Annotated in this window: 9 protein-coding genes and 5 pseudogenes; all 14 read right to left on the bottom strand. The window is 44.1% G+C overall.

Annotated features, from left to right (window positions below):
- Positions 1-335: 335 nt before the first annotated feature.
- Positions 336-2,581: pseudogene (locus tag DXA05_RS01060) on the bottom strand (glycoside hydrolase family 3 C-terminal domain-containing protein).
- 191 nt (positions 2,582-2,772) lie between these two features.
- Positions 2,773-4,769 (bottom strand): annotated as a pseudogene (locus DXA05_RS01055) (DUF5125 domain-containing protein).
- A 22-nt stretch (positions 4,770-4,791) separates the two neighbouring features.
- Positions 4,792-6,281 (bottom strand): annotated as a pseudogene (locus tag DXA05_RS01050) (glycoside hydrolase family 30 beta sandwich domain-containing protein).
- Positions 6,282-6,311: 30 nt separating this feature from the next.
- Complete coding sequence (locus DXA05_RS01045; protein WP_004313827.1) at positions 6,312-7,847, bottom strand: RagB/SusD family nutrient uptake outer membrane protein; 1,536 nt, start codon at positions 7,845-7,847, stop codon at positions 6,312-6,314.
- Complete coding sequence (locus tag DXA05_RS01040; protein WP_049701557.1) at positions 7,847-10,852, bottom strand: TonB-dependent receptor; 3,006 nt, start codon at positions 10,850-10,852, stop codon at positions 7,847-7,849. Before DXA05_RS01040 ends, DXA05_RS01045 begins: the two co-directional genes overlap by 1 nt.
- 210 nt (positions 10,853-11,062) lie before the next feature.
- The gene (locus DXA05_RS01035) at positions 11,063-12,706 is read right to left on the bottom strand and encodes a DUF6377 domain-containing protein (protein WP_128858653.1); all 1,644 of its coding nucleotides are present in this window, start codon (positions 12,704-12,706) and stop codon (positions 11,063-11,065) included.
- A 123-nt stretch (positions 12,707-12,829) separates the two neighbouring features.
- On the bottom strand, positions 12,830-15,337 hold the full coding sequence (locus DXA05_RS01030; RefSeq protein ID WP_128858652.1) for a family 20 glycosylhydrolase: 2,508 nt from the start codon (positions 15,335-15,337) through the stop codon (positions 12,830-12,832).
- 17 nt (positions 15,338-15,354) lie between these two features.
- On the bottom strand, positions 15,355-16,257 hold the full coding sequence (locus DXA05_RS01025; RefSeq protein ID WP_165861458.1) for a glycerophosphodiester phosphodiesterase family protein: 903 nt from the start codon (positions 16,255-16,257) through the stop codon (positions 15,355-15,357).
- A 57-nt stretch (positions 16,258-16,314) separates the two neighbouring features.
- Positions 16,315-17,223 (bottom strand): hypothetical protein, encoded by a 909-nt coding sequence (locus DXA05_RS26785; RefSeq protein ID WP_284515335.1) that lies wholly within the window; start codon positions 17,221-17,223, stop codon positions 16,315-16,317.
- Positions 17,142-18,464, bottom strand: a complete 1,323-nt coding sequence (locus DXA05_RS26780; protein WP_284515334.1) for a fimbrillin family protein — start codon at positions 18,462-18,464, stop codon at positions 17,142-17,144. Before DXA05_RS26780 ends, DXA05_RS26785 begins: the two co-directional genes overlap by 82 nt.
- An 18-nt stretch (positions 18,465-18,482) precedes the next feature.
- Positions 18,483-19,376 carry a fimbrillin family protein gene (locus DXA05_RS01015; protein ID WP_128858650.1) on the bottom strand — a complete coding sequence of 298 codons (894 nt, stop codon included), beginning with the start codon at positions 19,374-19,376 and terminating at the stop codon, positions 18,483-18,485.
- A 19-nt stretch (positions 19,377-19,395) separates the two neighbouring features.
- Positions 19,396-20,846: pseudogene (locus DXA05_RS01010) on the bottom strand (right-handed parallel beta-helix repeat-containing protein).
- Positions 20,847-20,901: 55 nt separating this feature from the next.
- Entirely contained in the window at positions 20,902-22,677 is a 1,776-nt protein-coding gene (locus tag DXA05_RS01005; protein WP_128858649.1) for a RagB/SusD family nutrient uptake outer membrane protein, read from the bottom strand.
- Positions 22,678-22,690: 13 nt separating this feature from the next.
- Positions 22,691-25,685 (bottom strand): annotated as a pseudogene (locus DXA05_RS01000) (SusC/RagA family TonB-linked outer membrane protein).
- Positions 25,686-25,694 lie beyond the last annotated feature (9 nt).

Here is a 25,694-nt window from a genome sequence, read left to right as displayed (position 1 = left end):
CCTCCTGATAGTTTACTTTTTCTTTTGCCATAATCATTCTTGTTAAAGGTTACGGCGCAAAGATATGGCGGCTAACAACTTATGTCAAGGCGGAAAATAGAATGGTTACGTCATTCAACTAACGGTGAAACTGGTGAAACTCTGTTTAAAACTATTAGAGAATTACATAAATTCCATATTAATTAATGCACACAATTATATTACTGAATTTCAAAAGAATAGATTATTTTCCAATCACAGATTAAAAGAGCTTCAAAGAAAAAAGGAGAATGTTACCCTGATCTTTATAAGATAGTAACATTCTCCTAACAATCAATCTCTAACCAAACATCTACCTATTTCAACTCAAATGGTACAATACCTTTAATATCTCTGGATGAACTACCGATGATTGCCTCAAACTTGCCCGGTTCGGCCACCCATTCGTGTTTGGCATCATCAAAGAAGCTCAATGCTTTCTTATCAATCGTCAGCGTTACCGCTTTCTCTTCTCCCGGAGCCAATTTCACTTTTTGGAAACCTTTCAACTCTTTTACCGGACGAGGGAGAGAGGATTTCTTATCACTGATATAAAGCTGAACAACCTCCTGACCTTCACGAGTACCTGTATTCTTCACATTGACTGTGAAAGAAATGGTATCATCTGCTGTCATTGTTTTCTTGTCGGCCGAGGGTTTTCCATAGGCGAAAGTAGTGTAGCTCAATCCGTGTCCGAACGGGAACAGCGGTTTGATTTTCTCTTTATCCGCCCAGCGATAACCTACGAAAATATCTTCCCGATAGATTTCATTAATGGTGTCTCCTCTATGCTTAGACTGTGCCAGTTCTTCCTTATTACCCGGATATTCGCCCAGTTTATGAGCACCTACATCTTCCAGTTTTGCAGGGAAAGTGAAAGGAAGTTTTCCTGAAGGATTGGCGTCTCCCACCAATACGGAAGCAAGAGCTGTTCCGGCTTCCGAACCCAGGAACCAACCTTGAACAATAGCAGGCACTTCATTCACCCAAGCATAGCCACTGCATTGCCGGAGATATTGACAACAATCAGGTTTTTATTCACCTTTGCCAGTTCGCTTATCACTCTATCCTGCGCGTAAGGCAAACCTAAAGAAGCACGGTCCGAATCTTCACAATCCTGATGATTGCTCTTGTTCAAGCCACCGAAGAAGATAACATAGTCGGCATCTTTAGCCACTTGCAAAGCCTCTGCGAGCAGTTCATCTTCCGAACGGTTGTCCTTCAAATCCTGACCGGTTTTCACTCCGTTATACTCCCCTGTCGGATCGCCTACATACCCACGGGCATATACCACTTCCGCTTTTGAGCCCACACGGCTTTTCAGTCCATCCAACGGAGAAATCTCATATTTCACTTTCAAAGAAGAACTACCACCGCCCACAGTCATCATCTTTATCGCATTTTCACCGATCACTGCGATTTTCTTCGTTTTATTCAAATCGATAGGCAATACGTTACCGTTGTTCTGCAACAATACAATGCCTTCTTCTCCAATCTGACGTCCGGCTTGTCCGTGTTCGGGAGAGCCTAAAGAGCCGAACGGTTTGTGCGGATCCATTGAAGTGCGGAATATCAGACGAAGGACATTACTAACCTTTTCGTCCAGTTCCTTTGTTCCTACTTTACCCTCTTTTATCAGTTTCAGGTAAGGGAAAGCAAGGTAATAATTATCATACGCATTTCTCGTTCCGGCAGACAGTCCGTTCGTCCAGGAACCAAATTCCAAGTCCATACCATTGTGAATAGCCTGTTCAGTGTTGTGCACACCTCCCCAGTCGGACACTACAACGCCATCAAAACCCCATTCATCACGAAGAATATCTTTAAGCAGACGTTTGTTGTGACAAGCGTGCTGTCCCTGATAAAGATTATAAGAGCCCATAATCGACCATGTTCCACCTTCCTGAACAGCCGCTTTAAAAGCAGGCAGGTATATTTCATAAAGAGCACGATCACTCAATTGCACATTGGTGGTATGACGGTTGAACTCCTGATTGTTCAATGCATAATGCTTCACACAGGCAGCTACCCCGTTCTCTTGTACACCTTTGATGTAAGGAACTACCATAGTGGCGGATAGATACGGGTCTTCTCCCATATACTCGAAGTTACGTCCGTTCAAGGGAGTACGGTAGATATTCACACCGGGACCCAACAAGATGTCCTTCTTGCGATAACGCGCCTCTTCACCGATACTTTTCCCATAAAGATGCGACATTTCGGGATTCCATGTAGCAGCAAGACACGTCAGTGCCGGATAGGCAATACAAGAGTCGTTTGTCCATCCTGCCTGATCCCATTCATCCCACAACACTTCCGGACGGATACCATGAGGACCGTCTGTAGCCCATACTTCGGGGATTCCGAGGCGGGGAACGCCTGCCGAACTAAATTTAGACTGTGCATGAATCATCTTCACCTTTTCTTCAAGGGTCATCCGGTTCAATGCATCTTTCACTCGCTCTTCGATAGGCTTACCAGTATCCAGATACACGGGCTTCTGCGCAAAGGCAGGCAACGCAGTCATCACAGACAAGCCAAGTAACATTGTTTTGAGTTTCATGTTTATTGATGATATAAGAAATGAGTTAATACTTTATTTATATAGACTCCCAAACAGGGGATATTTCCTAGTGCCGGACGGGTTTATTAATGTTTTTTACATTATTCCGACCAAAGATGAATCCTGAAAGGGTACAATTCATCATACCCTTTCAGGATAGGTTCAATAAAAATCCGGCATCAATCTTCAGATCAATTTATTTTCTCAACCTTCAGATCAGCATTTGCATTGCCATTCGTTACATCAATGGTAAATCGATAGACAGCTCCTTCTTCAAATGCTTCATTATCCTGCATTTCCAAATTTCCAGAATCTGCAAGTTTAAGCTGTTCCACTAAAATAGAGTTTGCATAATTGCCGAATTCTCCTCCCCAATCATTTTGATGGAAGAACTTAAAGCTAATCGCCTCCCAGTCACCACTAGTCTTCAACGTTTCCCCAGCTTTCAAGGTTAGCTGATACTTTTTAGGAGCAACTTGTGCCAGACAGAGCGCTTTACCTGGCTCCCAACCTACTTCGGAAGACGTAACAGAAGGCTTACCGATTCCTTTCCCGATAGCCCAGATTGCACCCGTTCCGTCATCTTGCAATTTGGCCGGTTTACCATCTTTCAAAGCCATTACAGAAAAATACTTCAAAACAGCATTAGCTGTCACCCGATAATCTCCGTTAATCGGCAGGAACTTCAATGCACCATCACTTTGTTTCTCAAAGAAGTCAGGATCGATCCACCATTCATTCAAATTATCAATGCCCGTGACAGTTATCATTTGTCCTTGTGTAAACACCTGTTCCGACTTATATATATCAGTATCTGTCACCTCCATCTTATCATTACCAAAGAAAATATCCGGTGCAGGTAAATCTACCTTCCCTACTTTCTCCACTGTCAACACAGCCTTGGTATTGCCTTTCGTCACATCAACTGTAAACCTGTAAATACCTCCTCTTTCGAACTTCTGACCTTCTTCCAGTCCCAAGTTTCCATCCGATGAGATTTTAACCAATTCACTCGTTGTAGAAATAGCATCACCCTTAAACTCGCCGTTGTCCCATTTATTGATATGGAAGAACTTAAAGTTAATATCATCCACTTTCATGGTAACGCCAGCTATAAATGTCAGTTGATACTTCTTCGCAGTAAGCTGTGGCATACACAGACCGTTTTCCGGAGTCCACCCTACTTCAGAAAGTGCCACTGACGGTTTACCGATTCCTGTTCCAATAGCCCAGATAGCACCTGTTCCATCATCCTGCAACTTGGCAGCCTCACCATTCTTCAAAGCAATGACAGAGAAATACTTCATTTTACCATTGGCTGTTATTTGGTAACTTCCGTCAATCGGCAGGAATTTCAATGTTCCATCTTCCTGCTTTTCAAAATAATCCTGGTCTATCCACCAATTATCATAATCAGGCACCCCTTCAAACGCTAGAATGTCATTTTTCTTCAAGGTCAACTTGATTGCATAGATATCATTCTCTACCAATTCCATATCTTCACCGTTCACCTTTAACTTGGCAAATGGTTCTGCCTCGTAAGTCAACGTATTAAACTTGATAGCATAATTTCCCGGTTCCGTATTAGAAAATGAGATAGCATTAGTAGAACCGGCTTCAATCGTTCCATTCTCCCAGCCGAGGTCAATTCGTTCCCATTCTCTCCCACTTTCGGAGTCTTGATATACGCTTTCATCTTTTGCGAGAAGTCTCCTGTCACACTATACTTGTACATGGATTGCCGTTCCATCCGGTACTCTTTTCCTTCCTCATCCACTAATGTCAGATAGGGGAAGTCCGGTCGTGCCAGAGCGAGTTCTTTCGTCATTTCTGTGGTAGTAAAATGAATGTTCTGAAGAATATATTTCAAAGTTGCCTTTCCATTAGGAATATTAGCATAATAAGGAACAAAAATTTTACCAGTATAGTCATTTCCGCTTGTCTTTGTACGGATGACCGTTTCAGACACTTGTTCTTCTCCATAAAAAAGCTGTGCTTTCAACGTAGAAAGAGGCACATCCACATCCGAGGCTTTAATCGTAAACGGAAGACTGTCACCAAAAAGAGCGTCTGCATTCTCTGCTTTGATTTCCATACTCGGATTACCGGGCAAGAATTCGTCATCATTACAGGAATTCATGGATAACATTCCTGCCAAAGCCAATATAATATAACTGTTTTTTTTCATTGTCTTGATCGTTTTAAAGTTCTTATTTCGACTTTGCCCAACGATAGGAAGTCACAGATTTGCCCGGAACATCATAAGCAAAATGACGCTTACCATCACTTAAGGTTATCTTTTTAGTCTTTTCATTATTATTCATCAGTACAAAAGCGTATGTTCCATCCGGATTCTCGAAAGCAGAATACATGATATTGCTATCAGCATAGCCGGATGCACCGATACGTACCGCTCCCGGTTTCACCACACTTGAGAGATGGGCGATGATATAATAATGTGAGTTGCGGATAATTGTCTTATAGTCGCTATTACTGATATCCACCGCTCCGTAGCAAGTCTGGCAACCGCCTTCACGGTTAGGAGCACGGTCATTATCAAGCATCAGGTTCCACACTATAACTCCCCTACACCAGTTGTTGATCGTACCCAATGCAACTTCTTTCATATCTTCCAGCAATCGTTTCGACAAATCACGTCCGCTATTCCATGTTCCGATAGAAGTCTCCGTGAAAAGAAGTTCCTTTTCAGGATAGGCTTTATGTATATTTAAAAGCTCTTCGCGATTCCCGCCATAGTTGTGATAAGCTGCTCCGGCCAGGTATTGGGAAGCTGCTGCGTCTTCATACATCTTACCGGGGTAGTTCTTTTCTGTTGCAATATCACTATAATCATAGTTATGATCGTATGCATAAATTTTCGTAGCCAGTCCGGCTGTTTTGAATTTAGGTCCGAGTGCTGTTTTCACAAAGTCCCTCTGTTCTTCCCAACTCATATAAAGCGAAGCGGAATTACCACGGTTCAACGGTTCGTTCTGGGGAGTTACAGCATAAATATCAATGCCTTCGGCGTTGAAGGCTTGTACCCATTTCACAAAATAAGTGGCATAGTCCTGATAATAGGCTGGATTCAGCTGACCGTTTGTCCATGAATCCAGCGGAGTAAGATCTGTGAGACTCTTTACTTTCATCCATTTTGGACAAGTCCAGGGAGCGGCAATGACTTTAATAGAAGGATTGATGCTCAAAATCTCTTTCAGAATCGGAAGGATATAGTCTTTCTCTTCACTTTGCAAAGCAAAATGCTCAATACCTTTCGTATCACAGCAGGTATATTCGCTCAATGAAAAGTCCGAACAGCCGATAGAGATACGGATATAGCTAAATCCGAAGCCTTTGTCGTCAGAGAATGTTTCCGTAAGGAAGGCGTGACGATCTTCCGGTTTCATTTGCAGAAGATAAAACAAGTGGCGCCTGTGATAGCAGCTCCGAAGCCGTCCATTGTCTGATATTGTTCAGTTGGATTCAATGTGATTGAAGTAGGTGCCAAATTATCTTTCGAACTGAAATTAACGGCATCACGGGTCAAATCGCGAGTCAGGCTGCTAGTGGTCGCATAAATAGTCACATCTCCGGTCGGAACAGGTGTAACCGGTTTCTCCGCATCGTCACTGTTGCTGCATGCAGCTAATATGGTGAAGCATCCTAAAAAGGTCAATGCTATATTTCTCATGTCTATCATAATCTTAAGTTTTCTATGTTTTTAGTTGAATTAATAACCCGGATTCTGGTGAATCTTATCATTCGCGTCGATTACCGACTGCGGAATTGGCAAACGATAGGAGTTCTTATCAAAAGTATAAATCTGCGCTTTGCGACCTGAATCCTTGGAATACACTGCATTCATCACCTCTTCTACCTTGTCCAGACGGACCAGATCAAACCATCGTTGTCCCTCAAAAGCCAGTTCTAACCGACGTTCTTTAAGTAAGGCATTCAGCAGGACGTTTTTGTTTGAACGGACAGAGGTGGGAAGTGCTCCCAATTTGGCACGGTCGCGCACTTCATCTATTATATCGGCGGCTCCTTCCAAATCCGGCGTATCCTGCATAATCAGCGCTTCTGCTTTCAGCAACAGGACATCGGCATAACGGTACTTGATGATACTGCTGTTGGCAGAACGGCATTTATACATGAACGGATAATTATCAGACGGATAATAGTTGCTCCAATTACAATCGTAATAGACTATTGATTCTTTGAAACGGACTTCATCCCCTTCCTGTTTGAAAGCACTAATCAGGTCACGTGACGGAGTCACCCATTTCGCCCACGTGAAATTGTTATTCCAATTCACAAGATCACGCCCGAACATCCATGTACACCAGTTACCTGCTCCGGATGTAAATTGTGCTTCAAGAATCGATTCTTTTGTATTACGCATCTTTGCATCTGTTCCCGCAGCATTCATTCCAAACAAATCACTGAAATCATCTACCAGATCAAAACCGTCTGCTTTCACCTCATCACAATATTGGATAACTTTCGTATAATCACGCAAAGGTTTCTCGGCATATATTTTAGCCAATAAGGTACGAGCTACAGACTTGGAAAACAACGTTTTATTCCCCGGCGTATTGTCCGGAGCATACAATACTGCATCCAACAAATCCTTTTCAATCTGCTGATAAGCTTCAAGTTCCGTATTTTGTTTGGGGAAATATTGTGGATATACCTCATCAATGTTTTCAGAAGTAATATCATCAGCCACCGTTGTAATCACCGGAAAATCGCCCCAAAGACGTACCATGTCAAACATTACCATGGCACGGAATATCTTCGCTTCTGCTTTGTATTGCGCCCGTTCGGCAGTAGTCAACGAATTATCTGTCACCAGGTCAATGTTACAAATGAGTTTATTGGCACGGGCCACATCCTCCAAATAACGGTTCCAGTCACGTTCCAACACAGAATTGGAACCTTCAATCGAGTTATTCTCAAACGGGACAACTTCCGCTCCGGTAGTACCGGCATAAGCATTATCCGAATGGGAATCTGAAATCAAAAGTAAATCCACATACCAATGTTCCTGACGGTCGCGCATTTGATTATAAAGCGTTGTCAGATGACTTTCAACTGCAGCTTTATCCTTGAATACGATTTTTGTACCATCACTTGTCACTCCTTCCGTCACATCCGAATAGGTGTCTAATGGCTCATAATTCAGCGAGCAGGAAGAAAGTCCCAATAGCAAGCCGGAGGTTAATCCGTAAAATATAGTTCTTAGTTTCATAATCTTTCCTTTCATTAGAATTCAACATTAATACCAAACACGTATGATCTGCAATGCGGGTAAGTACCCCAATCGATACCTTGTACCGTACCGCTGTTACCCCATTGGTTTACTTCCGGGTCCATTCCCGAATAGCTGGTCCATGTCAGCAGGTTAGTAGCCGTGAAGTAAGGTTGCAAACGGGTAATTCCCCATTTCTTCAATAGTTTACCTTTAACGTTGTAGGACAAGGAAACATCCTTCAATCTTAGATAACTGCCATCTTCTACAAAATAGGTAGAATTGAGCAATTTGAAATTAGCCTTAGGCACGTCTGTTATCTGTCCGGGTATTTTCCAACGATTCAGTACACGGGCCGACTGATTCTTACCATCATACATGCCTTCCGTTTCAATACGTGAAGCATTATAAATATCGTTTCCATAAGAACCTTGGATAAAGATACTCAAATTAAAGCCTTTCCATGAAAAGGTATTAGTCATACCATAGGTGAAATCCGGATTCGGATCACCGATATAGGTACGGTCGGAAGATGATATTTTACCGTCATTGTTCAAATCACGATACATCAATTCACCGGTTTCAGGATCTACCCCATCACTTATATAACCGTAGAAACCTCCCAAAGCACGGCCCGGCTCATTACGTACCACATAGTCATTCACCACATCCGCAGTTTTAGCATCGTAATAAACTTTCTGTAATTCCAGTTTTGTCAATTTATTCCGGTTAAAAGAGATATTGAAGTCTGTATCCCATGTAAATGCTCCTCCACGAAGATTTTTCGAACTAATAGAAAGCTCAAAACCCTTATTTACCATTTCACCCTCGTTACGGGCAATAGACGTAGCAGCTGCGGCACCGGCAGGTAATGACACATTCATCAACATGTTTTTGGTCTTCTTATAATAATAGTCGGCATTAAACGTCAACCGTCCATTCAATATGGTCAGATCCAGACCTATATTGGTCTGTGTCGTGGTTTCCCATGTTAAATCAGATGTACGCAAGTTGGCCTGGCTAATGGTAGGAACAGCATTTGCATAATCAGTAGAATCACCTTCGCCGCCTTTCTTAAACCATTCGATACGACCGATATTGTAACGCTGCAAATATGCATAGTCACCAATACCCGACTGGTTACCGGTTTGTCCCCAGCCACCGCGCAATTTTAAATCGTCAATCCATGTCAGGTTCTCCATGAACTTCTCCGAAGAAATACGCCAGGCTGCAGAGAATGAAGGAAATACGCCCCAACGATGATCGGGATGCAATTTAGAAGAACCATCGGCACGAAGATTAGCCGTTACCAGGTATTTACTGTCGAAGTTATAAGCTACACGTCCGAAGAATGACATAATCCCCCATTGAGATGCACCCGTACCTGTATTATCCCAAGATATTTTATTGGCAGCATTCAATGTTTGAATCTGATCGCTACGATAGTGTGAACCGTTGATCCAGCTATTTGAATAGTCTGAATCCGTCCATGACGAACCGGCCATTACTTCCAAGCCATGTTTCTTGAAGTTTTTATTATAAGTCAATACATTATCAAATGTCAGCACCGTGTTCATATTCCGATTGTCCGAAGCCTCACCGTACTGATTGCGGCCCCAAGCAGTAGAAATCGGATCAAGAAAAGTGGTATTAACGGCGTTGCGACGGTCAAGAGTAAGAGTAGACTTAAACTTCAGTTCCGGAAATGGAGTCAGCAATATATTACCCGATGCCAACAAGCGGTTTTCTTTGTCTTTGTTATTTTTCGCGCGGGCCATATTTTCTAATGGATTGGTGATATTACCCACTCCATAGAAGTTATTGTAATACTGATTAGGGTTCAAAGCATCCCACACCGGTGCATAAGTCGGTGTATTGATAACAGCCAGAATAACACCACCCCGATTCGAGCCTGTTCCCATTGCTCCGCCTCCATTGCTTGTATAATCTGAATAAGAGATATTAGCACTTACTGTCAGCCATTTACGAACCTGATTTTCCAAATTCACCCGGAAATTGTAACGCTTGTAATAAGAGATGTCTAACACTCCCTGTTCTTTGAGGTAACCCGCAGAAAGGTAATATTTCATTTTCTCATTACCATTGGATACAGCTACCTGATAATTTTGAGTCTTTCCGGTCGTATACGTTTCATCAAACCAGTCGGTGCGATCGGGTAATCCGTCCGGCAAAGACACTAGTCCGATTTCATCCTGCAATTCTTTATATTGTGCTGCATTCAGGGATTCTACTTTATCGGCCACTTTGTTCAAACCGAACTGGGCTGTCAAAGAAACTTTGGCATTACCGGCTGCACCGGCCTTCGTAGTAATTAGAATGACTCCGTTAGCAGCACGCGAACCGTAGATAGATGCCGATGAAGCATCTTTCAATATCTGCATACTCTCAATATCATTCGGAGAAAGGAACTTGATATTGTCTACAGGCACTCCATCTACTACATACAACGGATCATTACTACCATTCATTGAAGTAGTACCACGAACACGGATAGACATTTCACCGCCCGGCGTACCGTTAGGCTGAATCACCGAGACACCGGCTGCCTTACCTTGAATGGCCTGCCCTGCCGAAACGATAGGCCGCATATCCAAATCCTTGGTAGATACGGAAGAGATAGCGGTAGTCACATCTTTCCGTTTCACCGAACCATAACCGATGACCACCACTTCATCAAGCACTTCATTATCTTCCTGAAGTGTGATCTTCATCTGGTGGGCTGCCTTTACCTCCTGCGACTTATAACCCACATAAGAGAATATCAAAATGGCGTTTTGCTTAACGTTTAATGTGAAGTTGCCATCTAAATCGGTAATTGCTCCGTTAGACGTACCTTTCTCTTGTACACTAACACCGATTAGCGGTTCTTTTTGAGCATCCAGGACCTGACCGGATGCAGTAATTTGCTGTGCGGATGCACTCAAAGATAAAAACATTGCCAAGATAGCAAAGAAAATCTTGCGACTCCCCGAAAGGATTTTTCGCCTGTTTTTTTTCATGCGTACTAAGTTTTAAAGTTAATAATAAGACGCTCGTCAGCAATGGGCTACTCTCATTACTTTCGAAGCACAGGTCAAAAGTATAAAGAAATTAAAGTGAGCTAACAAGGAGGGGGCAATAAGTGGATCATACAAAACGATAATCCGCTAATTACCATGCATTTACATTCAGAACGTATACCTAAAAAAGTGGTTGTTTTACAGTCCGAATTAGCGAATTTTTCGCACTAAATCGTCAAAATCCTCTCTCGATCCACGGGCTTTATTCCTTACTTTCGCCCGATAATTATAAATTGTATTCACCGAATAACGAAGAAACTCCGCAATTTGTGAACTATCTTCAATACCCAGACGTATCAAAGCAAAGATGCGCAGTTCAGTATTCAATAACTCGCCTTTCTTCGGCAAAATCTGTTCATTTTCCTGTAATAAGTCATTGAATTTTCCCACGAAGTTAGGGAAGAGATGCAAAAAGGCTGTATCAAAGTTTGCATACAATTCTTCCAGTTCTTCATCAAGAGCATCTTGGGAACGCGTTATCTTTAATAACTCCGCAATTTGTCCGGCAGACACTTTCTTATTCACCATCCGCCGGTAAGCATCTAAACGGTTGATATAAGTAGAACACAACTTGATGAAACGGGCAATATACTCTTCCTTGATCTGATTGGACTCCGAGAGTTCGATATTGGTAGAAGACAGGCAACTATTCATTTGCCTCAACTCCTCATTCAATCCGTTTAACTGCTTATTAGCTACCTGAAGATGATTTCTTGCATCTGCCAGCTTTTTCATCTGACGGTAGATATATCCCAAAGCTACAATCAACAACACCAACAGTGCAGTGATAAGCAGCAGGTTCTGTTGAAGACGGTCGTTCTGCTTTTCAATCATTGCCTGATAGGTTTTATCAATCAATGAAAGCACGTCAGCACTCTGCCAACTACGCAGACGAGCATTGTAGAACTTGGTCGCATTCCACGAAAAGCGCATATATTGGTACGCACGTTCCATATCACCATCTTCGTAAAGTAGCTGGGCAAGCATCCACAACGAAGCATGGTCCTTAATGGCAGAACGAATATCCGATATAGCAGAAAGACAAAGATTCCGTTTCTCTCCCAGACTATCATTACTGTACTTGTAAATCAAAGAACGATGATAAGTAGCCATCGCATATTGGGGAGTATATGGTGCTATTTTCATCAACCGGAGATCATTCACTTTCAGGGCATCCTCATACTGGCGTTGATCGCGAAATGATGCTTCTCGCATCAGTAGGTATTCTTCCGATTCCGGAGGCAATATAGCATATAATGAATCTCTATATGCCTGTGAAATACTCCAATAACGTCCCGAAAGGGTTTTATCCTGTGTATAAACGCCCAACTCGCCATACACATGGTCAAAGCAGGTGTAATAATCGGCTATTAAACGAGGAATGATTTTCCGACGGTCTACCGATTCCAGCACATCAAGAGACTCTTTATACATTCCAGTTGATGATAATAATAGCGAAAGCTGCAACTGACTTTCTATCTTCCGGTCCGTATCACGCAAGCGCTCTGCAATCTGGATATTTTCATTCAAGTAGTGAATTGCAGAGTCGCAGATAAAGGCTTTATATTCTTTGTATATCTGACTGTTCAGATTGTACTGTTCCGCGGAATTAGCTTCTATTCCGTGTGTCAGTTCTTTAAGGTGCTTGATACGTGATTCACGTTGAACCACATAAATTTCATGTTCTTGAATCGTCAAATCAAGCACATTCAACAGTGAGTCCAAGGTCTTATCAGCCCGGGTATATAGTGAAAAAGAGAGAAGTAGGAGAAACAACAAATACCTTTTTTTCATCGGAGTATTAAACTTTAATAGAAGATTACAAGACTAATAAAGACAAATGTAGAGAAAATCTTCGTATTTTAAAGAATAAAACGGCTAGAAATTAAAAGTACATCTATTCTACTATTCCACTAATTACTGCCAATAACAGCTGGTTACACTTTGCTTATCCCTATAAAACAACTTTGCTTTTACAACAGCAGCCTGACAGGCTACGGGAGTCTCCCATAGCTCCGAATCAACCGTCGGTTCAGTCCCATCCGTCGTATAGCGTATCTGTGCTCCTTCGATAGAAGTATTCGCATACAGAAGTCCATCCCGTATGGTGAGTCCGGGATGAGATAAACGGAAGTTTACTCCCATCCGGCTCCAGCAAGGCATTTCCTTTACACTGATTTTTTCATAGAACAGTGCCAGATCCCGGTCAAAGGCTTGCTGCTCGGCCACACCGAAAAGGGTTTCCCAATCCGGATGCGCATTCCAGCCACGCTCAACCAGTCCCATCACTTTAGGGAACATATAATATTCTACCCATTGAAATCCTCGAATTGTTTCGGCAAACAGTTGTGCCTGTACCCCTTTTATTTGTTTCCTGCCGGATGCGGTCAATGTCGTTTTTCCTTTTCCTGCGGAACCAATTTCCACCGGATTGCCCGCCATATCCGTACGTGAAGAACGATAGACATCGAACGGAAGCATGGAGAATGCTTTGGATTCATCCACATATCCTCCCCAGAAATGTCCCGGTTCATCGGGATGAGCATCATAAGCCAAATCCAGATAGAAGTTATTCACATTACAGAGGATGACCGGATAACCGTTATTGGCTATCTGATAAGGTATTTCATCCTCTTTCCATTCCGGAACAGTTTTCCACGAATTGATACCGGCTGCCCGCTGGGATAAATAAGTATGCGTATCTCTCTTATGCCCCAAAGCTACTTCCTGCCAGCCATTAAAAAATAAATGATGCTGTTGCAGGCAATCAACTACCCGGGTGATGAAATATTCGGCCAGGTCATGCGCTTTTTCCATGCCTTGCTCTTCCATTAACGCCCTGCATAAAGGGGAACCCATCCATGCGCCCTTAGCCACTTCATCACCTCCCAAATGGATGGTAGTCAGCGGTACACCGGCTTCCTTATACATAGCCACTATTTCCTGAATCACCTTTTCCATAAAACGATAAGTGGAGGGCAAGGCTACATTCATAACATTATCCGTATAGGCTTGTGCCGAAACATACCGGGAAGTATCCTGCAAATCACTCAAAAGATATTCTTTCGCTTTCTCCGGATCGGTATCGATGTATTTCTTATAACGTACATTCATTGCCACAATCGCCGCACGTGCATGGCCAGGAGATTCTATTTCCGGGATGACCTGCACATGTCTGTCCGCCGCATATCGTAATAAATCAATGAATTCCTCCCGGGTATAATAACCATTTCCCGATGTTGCGGCATACGGATCATATCCGCCATCATAAGCCGGATACAACCAGTCCTTTTCATCGGTTGTATGTCCCCGCTGCGAACCGATTGCAGTCAGCTCCTCCAATCCCGGAATTTCCAGCCGCCAGCCTTCATCATCCGAGAAATGGAACTGGAGCACATTCAGTTTGTAAGAAGAGAGTATATCAATCAGCTTCTTTAAGTGATCCACCGTTGTATAATTCCGGGCAATATCAAGCATCTGTCCCCGGTATAATAAGTCAGGATAATCCTGTATAGACATTGCTTCCAACCGGAACGGGCTTTCCTGCCCTTTCAGCAATCCTAACAGGGTCTGTGTACCGTTAAAAACTCCATGTGGAGTAGCGGCACTAATCCTTATTTGCTGACCGTCAATGCACAGTTCATAATATTCCTCATTGACTGCTTTTTTCCTGTCAGAGAGATAATCCAAGACAATGGTTACCGAGGCTTCCGGCACAACTTCCAATCCATGCCATGCGGTGAGCTTCTCTTTCAACAGTTTTCCTTCATTGGCAAAATCCTCATGGAAAGTCAAAGCAAGTTGTTTCTCCAACACCGTTTCCCCTCCGGTAACAAATACCTTTTTTACGGAAGGTATGATATCCGTCGTCCGGAACTCCGGAGTATCTGCATTTAGTAAACGAAGGTTGGTTTCGTACGTCTTCCGTGCAGCCGTCCTTTGCCATTCCGTAACAGGCAATGGAACGGTATGCAGCGTCACAGGCAGCGGTTTACCTTTTGATACCCCCGACTGACTTACCCAATAGCTCCCTTCGGGCGCATGTGAATTCTTCGGCACCTCCCCGTCACACTGGAATATCACTTTCAATGAATCTCCCGGAGCCAGTGAAAGAAATCCTTCTCCCGGATATATTTTAAATAGAGTCGCATTTACTTCCTCTACCCTAACCGGCGACGAAGCATCCTGCCGGATCGAACGGGGAAACTGCGAATAATAAATCTCCCAGTCCTTTCCAATAGGAGCATCCGAAACATTCTTCAGTACAAAAGAATTCTCATAATATTTACCATTTCCATCGTAGCTTCCCATTTCCCAGGTTAAAGCAACCGGAGCTCTCGACTCATTCGCCGACTTACAACTGCCTGCAAGGAGCAGGATGAACAACCATCCCGCTGCCCATAAAGAAAACTTTATATCATTCATAAATTTAGTCTTAGTGATTAGTCATGCCATCCTTTACTTCTCAAATAATCGAGCATAAAAGCCGGACTGTCTGTTTGGAGGATTCTTGCCCCCAACTTGTTTATCAGATACCCATAACTTGCATCCGGATCTTTCCTAGCAGCCTCATCATCATGTCCTCCTGCCAGAGAAGCCCACAAAGTGTTATACCAAATCAGACTTTTCCCTGCCAGCCTGCGTTCCATCTGGGCAGGCACCGGACTTGCAACATTCCGGTAACACAACTCAAAAGCAACCGGATGCAACTGTTCCATATAGTCCTCGACCACCTTCATCGATTTCTCCTCATCAATCGTTACGACGGGCATATAGATTACCTTATCCAGATAAGAACCGAACTCCCGCTTCACCGTCTCCACCGGTTGGGCACCTTTCATTATCACTAAATCGGCAGTATCGGTTTTCTTCAATATCACATATACATCATCAAAAATGCTGTAAGCCTTATCCAGATTAACCATTATCTGGCCTTTGGCAGCCAGCAAAGCTTCTTCCAAAGTAGGGACAGTATGTTCCGTGAGCCGGCCGTCTTTATCTTTCAACCGAAGTTGCTTTATTTCAGCCAATGTCTTATCTTTCACTTTTCCTGTACCATTGGTGGTGCGATCTACCGTATCATCATGCATCAGCACCAGCTGACCATCTTTCGTCTTACGGATGTCAATCTCTACAATGTCCACTTTCATCCGAATCGCACTATCGATAGCCGCCAGGGAGTTTTCGGGGGCAATACTCCAATTTCCACGGTGCGCCACCACCAATACTTTGTCCAGGTGCGGATTCAATACATCCTTGCGGATGGCCTCCGCCCGTTGTGCAGCCAGGAAACCTGGCTGCAAACAGAAAAGTAACAAAAGCACTATAAACCTGCTTTTCTTCATATCTTTCATTAGTTAATCTTTCTACTCAATTATATTCAACTACCTATTGCTTCACTGTTACAACCCGGCATCATAAGCACCAGCCTGCATCTTGTTGACATTACGGGCAACTCCCCGTTGGTCTACTGCAAAGCCGTTTTCACCCACCCAATTGATAAATTGCTGTCCCACAGTTGCATCGAAAGATTTCACCGCATCAATTACAGCCTGTTTCGTTGCAAATTCATCAATAGTACCGGTTACCGTCCATTGGTAAACACCATCGGTCAAAATTGCGGCGGGAAGAGTTTGGGATGAATAGTCCGTGTCCGTAGCAATAGCTCCCCAGCCTGCATCCGCAGCCTGATATACATTATATCCGCCGGAAGTGATATTACCTGCATAAATCGTCCTGTTTCCGGCTCCTTTAGCAAACAATGAATTTACCACTGTAGAAGCCCTGCCCCCTGCACGGAAGACTCCATTTGGGTTGCCGGCATTACCGACAATGGTAGTATTGGCAAGCATAAAGTAGGCATCTCCATTGACTGTTACACTGGTTCCAGCCGTACCCGGCGTGCCAAGCACAGTTACATTATTCATACAGACATATCCGTTTCCGGCATGAATGGCAGTTCCCCAGGCTGCCGGTGCATAATTTTCATGCAATAAGCAATTATTCATGAATAGTAGTGGAGCATTGTTATTACTGACTAAGATGGCTCCCCCCCGATTAGCTGCTCGGTTATTCACAAGTTCTACACGTTCCAAGAAAACATTCCCTTTGGTTATCTTAATAGCCGGACCTGCGTCAGAAGCACTTTCACGATTAAAGTTCTTCACAACACAATTCTTCAACTGCAAAATGGCATTACCCGATTGACCTGCCGCTACATAAAATCCATTTACATTTCCTTTTTCACCTTGTCCATATTGTCCGTCGAAAGTACAACCTCGAAAGTTATATTTATCTGATTTCCAAGGCAAAACATTCCATCTGTTGTAGCAGATGCATTACTGTCAGTATTCCGAACCAAAGCAGTCGTATATTTACCAATGTCACGCTTCGTCAAGTCCGTTCCCGTGCTTGAAGGATCATATCCGCCTTCAATCGTTATTTCCACTTGCTTGCTATAACCGCTATATTCTATCTTCACGCCGGAATTTTCTTTCGCCATCTCATAAGAGCCTGCAGCTACATAAATCTTCTTGCCATCCAGTTTGACTGCATTGGCGTTGGAGATGTCACTGTTACCGTTCGTCTGTAACAAGTTGCGTAGCGCATCCACTCCCATAGCATTATCCCAATCCATACCGGTTGCGTTTCCGGCGGGCTGTTCTTTTACGTAGTAAGCTGCAAGCTGCAGTTCTTCCGCATCTCCTCCCGGCAAAGTACCGCTATCCCACGGAGACACAATGGGTTCACTAATACTTATAATCGAACCTTCCACTTTCAGCGTGAATTCATAACACTTTGCGGGCTTCAATTCCGGAATACCGGGTAATACCAAATCTTCTCCCAAATAATTCAAAGAGACAAAGGTAGCGGTGGTTCCGGCTTTTCCGGGAGCTACGATGGCAGTATAAGTGCAACCGTTCTGTCCTGCCTTACCACCTTCGGGAACTGTAATGAACGGTGATATCAAAGAAGTGCCCGATACCACTTCGCCATTTGTGTATCCCTGGTAAGAACCGATCTTTACTCCCTGCACCTTGCCTTGTCCGCCTACATCTGCAAGCGTCATAATCACTTTTGCCATTTTCCGGTTCATACCCAAACGAAGAATACGGGAACCATCATCCGTTGCATTCTCCACAGTGCATGTCATATAGTCGGCTTTAGCCAGGTTTTCCAGACGTTGCTGGTTGGTGGGAAGTGTAAAGTTGGCCGTACTGGCTCCGCTCACCACCGGATAGAAAGCCGAGTAAGTCACCGGCTCCACACCCCACCTTAAATAATAGTTATCCGTCGGTATCCATTTTCCTTCCGAGAGTACATAGCTCAAATACCCATCCTCACAACTTAACTGAATCTCATCACCCTCATTAAATTGTTTCTGCTGATCTCCCGCCGCACCGGGATTACTGCGGGTAAAGGCAGTATTAATAGCGGCTTCAATCCGGATAGCACCGGAATCTTCACCGTACATAGCTATATTCTTATCTGTATCACAGGCCGCCATACTCGTCAGTAAATACGCAGCCAATATCAGTTTTGTAATCTTCATCGTTTATCTCCTCCTTCTTTAATTCCGGTCGATAAGTTGCCCGGTTGCCCAATTTCTGGCCATTTTAGCAGCCAGTCGGACTGTTGTGTTTACATTGAGAGTTAAGGTATGTTCCACTCCTTTTTCCAGTTCAATGGCCTCTTTTGCAGTCCAGATATACAGTTTCCCGTCATAACTGAAATTGACAGAGAAGCCCTCTGCTATTTTTTGAGGAGGCAGGATACATTCGCAAGATTCCGTCCCTTTATAGGGAGCCACAGTTGCCACTACCGCATCCGCCGCAGGAACAACTGCCGGAGCCGCTGCCGACAAATCACAAGTGGCATTGACAACAGCCCCATTGATAGCCATATCTCCTAACTTACTCATAGAAGCATCCGTCGTACCATTGACCGTGATTTTTATAATCAACTTACTCATGGCATGATTCAAAGAGATTTTCAGTTTCCCATCTGCCGTTAAATCCTGCTCCGGGTCAACTGTTGCTTTCATCAACAGGAAATCGGAGGATTTCACATTTTCTTCGGTAGACTGATTGGTTAACGCATTGACGGTCAACGAAGCATCCGGAGTGGCTTCACTCATAAATGGCGCATACGCTATCATCGTCACAGGTGTTCTTTCTGCATCCCAAAGCATCTGTTGACCGTCAGACGTACTCCATGCACTGCCGGAACCAACCATTTGTTTATGATAGTTATAAGCAGCATTTTCGCTGTTCCGGATCATTAATCCGAAACGTTCCAGATTCATGGCGTCATACCCTGCACGCGACAGAGGTTCATTCACTTCGGTAATGACGCGGATGACATGATCTTCGGGGAAACTGCCCGTTGATAATAACTCATCCTCGTTATTTGAGCATCCGGCTAGTGCGATACCCAAAGCTATTATATAAAATATCTTCTTCATGTTACAGTCGTTTTAGAGTTTAATTTGTCAGAACCGCATCATAAGCACCGGCTTGCATCTTGTTCGCATTACGAGTCACTCCGCGTTGGTCTATACCGAAAGCATCTTCACCGATCCACTCCACAAACACTTCTCCCAAATCAGCAATAGGTGAAGCCACCGGATAAAACTTTTCGCAACTTCTATCACCGCCTGTTTGGTAGCATATCCTTTTACCGAACCAATCTGATTGAGATCCCACACATATACTCCCTTTTCATTCAGCGTGCCATTCACCGGATTGGGATAAGCCGTATCGGAGGCGCTCATCGTTATTCCCGTCACGCGCTGATACACATTATATCCTTTCGAAAAGGCTTCAAAGTTACTGCCATTCAGATTAAAGCTCGGAGCCGAAGGATTTTCAGAGATCAACAGGTTATTAATAAACTTCGTATCACCACCGGCACCTGTCTCACAACGTACCGCTCCATGAGTATCGCTCGCATTTCCAATGATTGTATTATTGGTCATCAGGATGCTTCCTCCTCCGTTCAAAGCGGCACCTGTCCCCATATTATCTATCAGCGTGGTATTGTTAATACAGATATGTCCTTCCGACATCTGAATACCATTTCCCCACGAACCGTTATGAGAATTGCCTTTCAACAGACAACCATTCATAAACACCACCGCTGTCTTGCTACTACAACGAACAGCGCCTCCACGACCGACAGCCTTATTATCCAGCAAGTTCACCTTATTCAGCCGCACCTGTCCCGACAAGACAAAGACTGCCGGACCACCCTGCTTGGCAGAAGTCGTTACTGCTGACGTACAATCTCTAATCACGCAATCGGTCAACTCGATGGAAGTATCACCAACACCGCCGCTCACGTAAATTCCACTACCACATTCGGTTGTACTGGCATCCGCTTCAGACACATATCCATATTGGAAAGTAACTCCCTCAATGGCAATATGCCCTTTCTTCACCAATAGCAAACCACAGTCACCGGCATCCGCCTGTTTATTTCCGTTCACATCGCCGCTGATAACAGTCACATACGCATCTATATCACGTGCCGAAACATCGGTCCCTTCGCTAAACTGACTATATCCGCCCTTAATCGCCTTTACATTCTTACGAACGATTACACCAAGTCCACTTTCTTCGGACATGACATATTTCCCCTGACTCATGTAAATCGTACTCTTGGACAGATCGACAGAACCGCTCAACAACTTACGGAAGCCAGCCACATCCAACGCCTGTTCCCAGGAACTACCATCCATTTCCCCTTCACCGAATTGAGTCACGAAGTAACTCTCCAGTCCTTTCTGCATAATCACTTCTTCGTCCAGATCATCGTCGTAGTCGGTCATCATCGGCGGATCTATCATCTCATAGTCTTCCTGGCATCCCTGTGCCAACAGGAGAATGAAAGCCAGCATACATAGCTTCGATATTATGAATAAACTATTTTTCATTTTCTTTCTTTTTTAACTTGTACATTAGATAAGAATAATCACAAATTCACCGATTTCACCGGGCAATATCCGGATAACCGGGATTCTGTTTCAGGTATTCATTCTGTTCCAGTTGTGTCTGCGACAAGGGGAACAGTTCATAATGATTGTCCGCATCCCGTGGTTTGTCCCACCATGCTTCCTGATACCTGCCGAAACGAATCAAGTCTGTACGACGACGGCTTTCCGCCAGAAATTCCCGTCCCCACTCATCCAGCATTTCTTTCTGATCGAGTACTACGTTGCCTTCCGGCTGGTAAGCGATATTCGCTGTAAAATTTTCGTAGTTACGCTTACGCACGCTGTTCAGCAATTTGCCAGCCTCACCTGCTTGTCCGAGACGGAGAAGGGCTTCAGCTTGAGAATAAATAATCTCTGCCAAACGAATCTCTGTATAGTCGGACTCGATATAATAACCTCCGGTAAACGGATAGAAAGGATACTTCACACAGTAAAGTCCGGAATTGAAGTCACCATTACCCAATTTAGATTCCTTATAAGCCGGATTAGAGATATAACCTGACTCTGCATTTCCCTCAAATCGTCCGACCTGGTCACGCAAATAAATCACATATTGATTATCCGGGTTCTTGGCATATCCTCCACTGACAGCGGAGTTGGCAATCTTACCTTCGAGAAAAAACATACCTTCGCGGGTATTGTTACCGGTGTTTACATATTGCTTATAACGTATGTCTCCCTGATATTTGGCAAACTTCCGGGTAACCATTCCTAATCCATAGTCGAACAGTTCGCGTGGCTGCTGATTGTCATAGCTCGGTGAAAGCGCGTATTTCGGATTCCGTTCGCCGTTTCCCTCTATTTTCAGGTAATACGCACTACCATAAGGCAAACCACGTCCGTAAACCGTTCTTCTGTCATTTTGCAGATGCCAGCTGGTCAGCCCGTAAGAACCGGGAAAACCGAAGATCACCTCATTGCACATTTCATTGTTCCAGTCGAAAGGTTCATACCAGTTATCCGCAATCGCATAATATCCGAACTCTCCTCCCGTGATACGTTTACACATATCGATACATTCCTGCCATTTAGCCTGGCCGATCCATACCTCCGCATTTAGATAGAGACGCACCAATAAGGATGCCGCAGCAGCTTTCGTGAACTGTCCCTGTTGGCTACCATTCCCGGATTGTCCACTCTTGGAGGGCAAGGCCGCCAGACAGTAGTCTTTCAATTCACTCTCGATGAAATCGAACATTATCTGCGGAGAGACTTGTTTCCGGTTTTCCGGCAGTTCGTTCACAGCCTGGTCTGATGTGGTGGTGAGAATACAGTTGCGATGGGTATTCAACAGACGGAGATAACCCCAGGCACGCATACAACGCAACTGTGCTTTAAAACTTTCAAACTCACTGTCACTCAAACCAAAATTGGACGGATTCAATTGGTTCAAGTCGTCCAATACCATATTGCATTGGCCGATACCTACATAAAAGTTTTCCCATTCGCTCAACCAGTCGCCCTGATTGATATCATCATATTGATGACGGTGATACATTTCCCACAAACCTCCATCGTACCACCAAGTGCCACGAGTGGGAGTAATCAACTGATCTGCCGGAAGTTCCTCGTTCTCATGGCGTATCCAGATACAGCAATACATGTGCTCAAAGGGACGGAAAACGGCGTTGATAACATCCTGTTTCGTGTTATAATAGTTCTTGGACATCACCTGGTCATACACCGTTTCCGACAGATCCGTACAAGACGGTAAGCCTAACACTGTGCCCGCCATCATACTCAATCCTATGATATATTTTGTTATTTTCATAATGGTTCTTTTTTTAAAAACTAACTTGTAAACCTAAAATAAACTGGAAGGCAGACGGATAATAGTTGTATCCTCCTCCAAAAGTACCCGGTGTCAGTCCGTTCACTTCGTATGTAGAAGGGTCTACACCGGTGAACTTCGTGAATGTATAAAGATTGTTGGCCGTACCGAACAAACGGATCTTTTCAATATACTTCTTATTCAGGTTCATGGTATATCCTAAAGTGATGTTGTCTATCTTCAGGTAATCACCCGGTTCGATGAAATAGTCGGTAATCACATTCTTACCTGTCGTGATATGCGCATTCTTCGAATAGGCGGTAGTCAATTGGTTGGTACTCATACTCTGCAAGCCGAAATAGAAATCGTGCACATTGAATATATCAAACCCGGCAGCACCACGAAGGGCAACAGTCAAGTCGAAGTTCTTGTAAGTGAAGTTGTGCGTCATAGAACCGGTGAATTTCGGCAAACCGTTTCCGGTCACTGCCTTGTCTTCTTCCGTACCCTGCGCAACAGGAATCACATTTCCTTTCTTGTCATAAATCAGCCAGTCACCCTTTTTGTCCACTCCCGCATAACGGTAGGTGAAGTAGTTACCGATACGTTCGCCTTCTTCAATCCGCTGCAAATATCCAGGATTGTTGGGATTCGCCATGTTGCAGGTGGAATAATATTTCTGTCCCTTGTATACATCATTGGAGAAGCTGACAAACTTATTGTTATTAGTGGCTCCCACTAAAGTGAAACTATAAGTGAAATCCTTTGTCCGGACAGCATTTACGGTTATATCAAGCTCGAAACCGGTATTGCGCAATGTACCCACATTGGCATAGATGGTAGAGAACAAATTGGGCGGAACCGATACGGAATAACTACCGAGCAAATCGCTTTGTTTACGGTGGAAATAGTTAAATGAACCAGTCACTTTGTGTTTAAAGAGCGAGAAGTCCAAACCGATATTCTGATTGTGCCTTTCTCCCAACGAAGTTCCGAATTGACATTCTTACTCGGTCCCCATACATGGAAGTTGTTGCCGCCATACTGATACCAGCCATAGGCTCTATAGGTTGCCAAAGACTGGTAGTTACCTATTTCCTGATTACCTGTCACCCCATAGTCATAACGCACTTTCAAGTCGTCAATCCATGAGAGTCCTTTCATAAACTTCTCATCTGAGATACGCCAGCCGACAGACACCGCCGGGAAATTACCCCATTTATGATTCTCACCAAAGCGGGAGGAACCTCGTGGCGTAAAGAGAAAGTGAACAGATAGCGCTCTTTCCAATCGTAATTGACACGTCCGAAGAAGCTGATTAATTTATGGTCATTTTTATAAGAACTCATCATGGTTTTTCCTTCTTTGGCTGCTTCCAGACCGGAGCCCAGATTATTGTACGTCAATCCGTCGGAAGAGAAGTCCCAGTTTTCGGCTCCCATACCCGAACTTACCCCATAATTGTAGCTATAACCTACCATTGCACGGATTTGATGATCCTTGATGCGTGTAGAGAAGTTGGTCACCCATTCGAGATTGTTGTTAGTGTTTTTATCAAAGTCACGGCTCGCTTTTCCGGCAACGCCCGAATTGACATTGGGACCATAAGTAGACGGAATGAACCATCCGTTGAACTTATCCACCTGATACTGTGAAACAGTAACCTGTGATTTCAAGACCATGTTCGGATTATTAGGATTGAACAACGGCAACAAATTAACGGCAGCAGTAGCATTCCATTCCAGCAATTTAATCTCTGTGCCATTCTCTTCCTCATTCAATTGTTCGACAATATTCGAGCTGTCGCCTCCAGACGGAAAACGATAATATCCGTTAGCTGATTCAGGATCATAAACCGGCATTGTCGGATTATTCTTGATGACACTGCCATAGACACTGGCTGACTTGTTCCGGTCGATGACACGGGGAGTCATGTTAGCTGCAAAGGTAAACAGGCCGTCTTTCGTTGTGTGGCTGATGGTAGCACGCGCACCATATTCCCTACGGTCGGAACGCAAGTCAATTCCCTGCGCTTTGCGATAATCGGCTGTTACACGATAATTGGTTCTCGCATTACCTCCGGAGAAGGTCAACGTGTGCATGTGTGTCACTCCCAAACGGGTAACGGCATCAAACCAGTCCGTACTGGCTCCCATATCGGAAAGTGGATTGGAAACCGTGCGGTAAGCACGATATTCTTCCGCATTCATAATGTCGAGCTCTTTCTTTGCTTTATTGAAGGTGACGGCAGCACTGTAAGTCGTATGCACTTCCCCGTCACGGGTTCCTTTTTTCAGATTCACAAGGATCACACCGTTGCTACCCCGTGTACCGTAGATAGCGGAAGCGGCACCGTCTTTCAACACATCGATCGATTCAATATCGGCGGGATTGATATTCGTCATATCGCCTCCTGGCACTCCGTCTACAACAATCAACGGGCCCAGCCCGGCATTACGCGAAGATATGCCACGAATCTGGATACTTCCCGTACTGTTCGGATCGGCCAAAGCCGTATTGGAAACAGATACACTGGATACTTTCCCCTGCAACAGCATGGAAGCATCGAGACTGGAGATTTGATTCAGGTCTTTCGCACCGACATGGGAAATAGCCGAGGTCATTTCTTTCCGTTTCATCGTACCATAACCCACCACTACCACTTCATTCAACGCTGTGGATTCTTCTTTCAACACGATTTTCAGTAATTGCCGGTCTTTGATAGCCACCTCTTGTGTCTCATAACCGATATAGGATATTTTCAGGCGACCGTTCTGCGGAGCATTCACCTGAAATTTACCGTCGATATTGGTGATGGTGCCTTGTTTCGTCTCTACAACTACCACCGAAGCTCCGATGACAGGTTCCCCCTTTTCGTCGATCACCGTACCGGATATTTTACGTTCCTGCTGCACTTCTAAAGAAGCTCCTCTTGCCTGAATACCGGAAAACAGCATCAGCAATATACCTAACAGACAGGTACACGTTTTGAAATGAATATTTCTCATAAATAGATG

The sequence above is a fragment of the Bacteroides sp. AM54-2NS genome (assembly GCF_003602935.1).
GTDB classification, from domain to species: Bacteria; Bacteroidota; Bacteroidia; order Bacteroidales; family Bacteroidaceae; genus Bacteroides; species Bacteroides xylanisolvens.
This window is presented reverse-complemented; position numbering and strand designations above follow the sequence as displayed.

Coding starts and splice junctions, on each gene's coding strand:
- DXA05_RS01045 (WP_004313827.1), bottom strand. CDS start 7,847: ATGAAAGGAAAGATTATGAAACTAAGAACTATATTTTACGGATTAACC.
- DXA05_RS01040 (WP_049701557.1), bottom strand. CDS start 10,852: ATGAAAAAAAACAGGCGAAAAATCCTTTCGGGGAGTCGCAAGATTTTC.
- DXA05_RS01035 (WP_128858653.1), bottom strand. CDS start 12,706: ATGAAAAAAAGGTATTTGTTGTTTCTCCTACTTCTCTCTTTTTCACTA.
- DXA05_RS01030 (WP_128858652.1), bottom strand. CDS start 15,337: ATGAATGATATAAAGTTTTCTTTATGGGCAGCGGGATGGTTGTTCATC.
- DXA05_RS01025 (WP_165861458.1), bottom strand. CDS start 16,257: ATGAAGAAAAGCAGGTTTATAGTGCTTTTGTTACTTTTCTGTTTGCAG.
- DXA05_RS26780 (WP_284515334.1), bottom strand. CDS start 18,464: ATGAAGATTACAAAACTGATATTGGCTGCGTATTTACTGACGAGTATG.
- DXA05_RS01015 (WP_128858650.1), bottom strand. CDS start 19,376: ATGAAGAAGATATTTTATATAATAGCTTTGGGTATCGCACTAGCCGGA.
- DXA05_RS01005 (WP_128858649.1), bottom strand. CDS start 22,677: ATGAAAATAACAAAATATATCATAGGATTGAGTATGATGGCGGGCACA.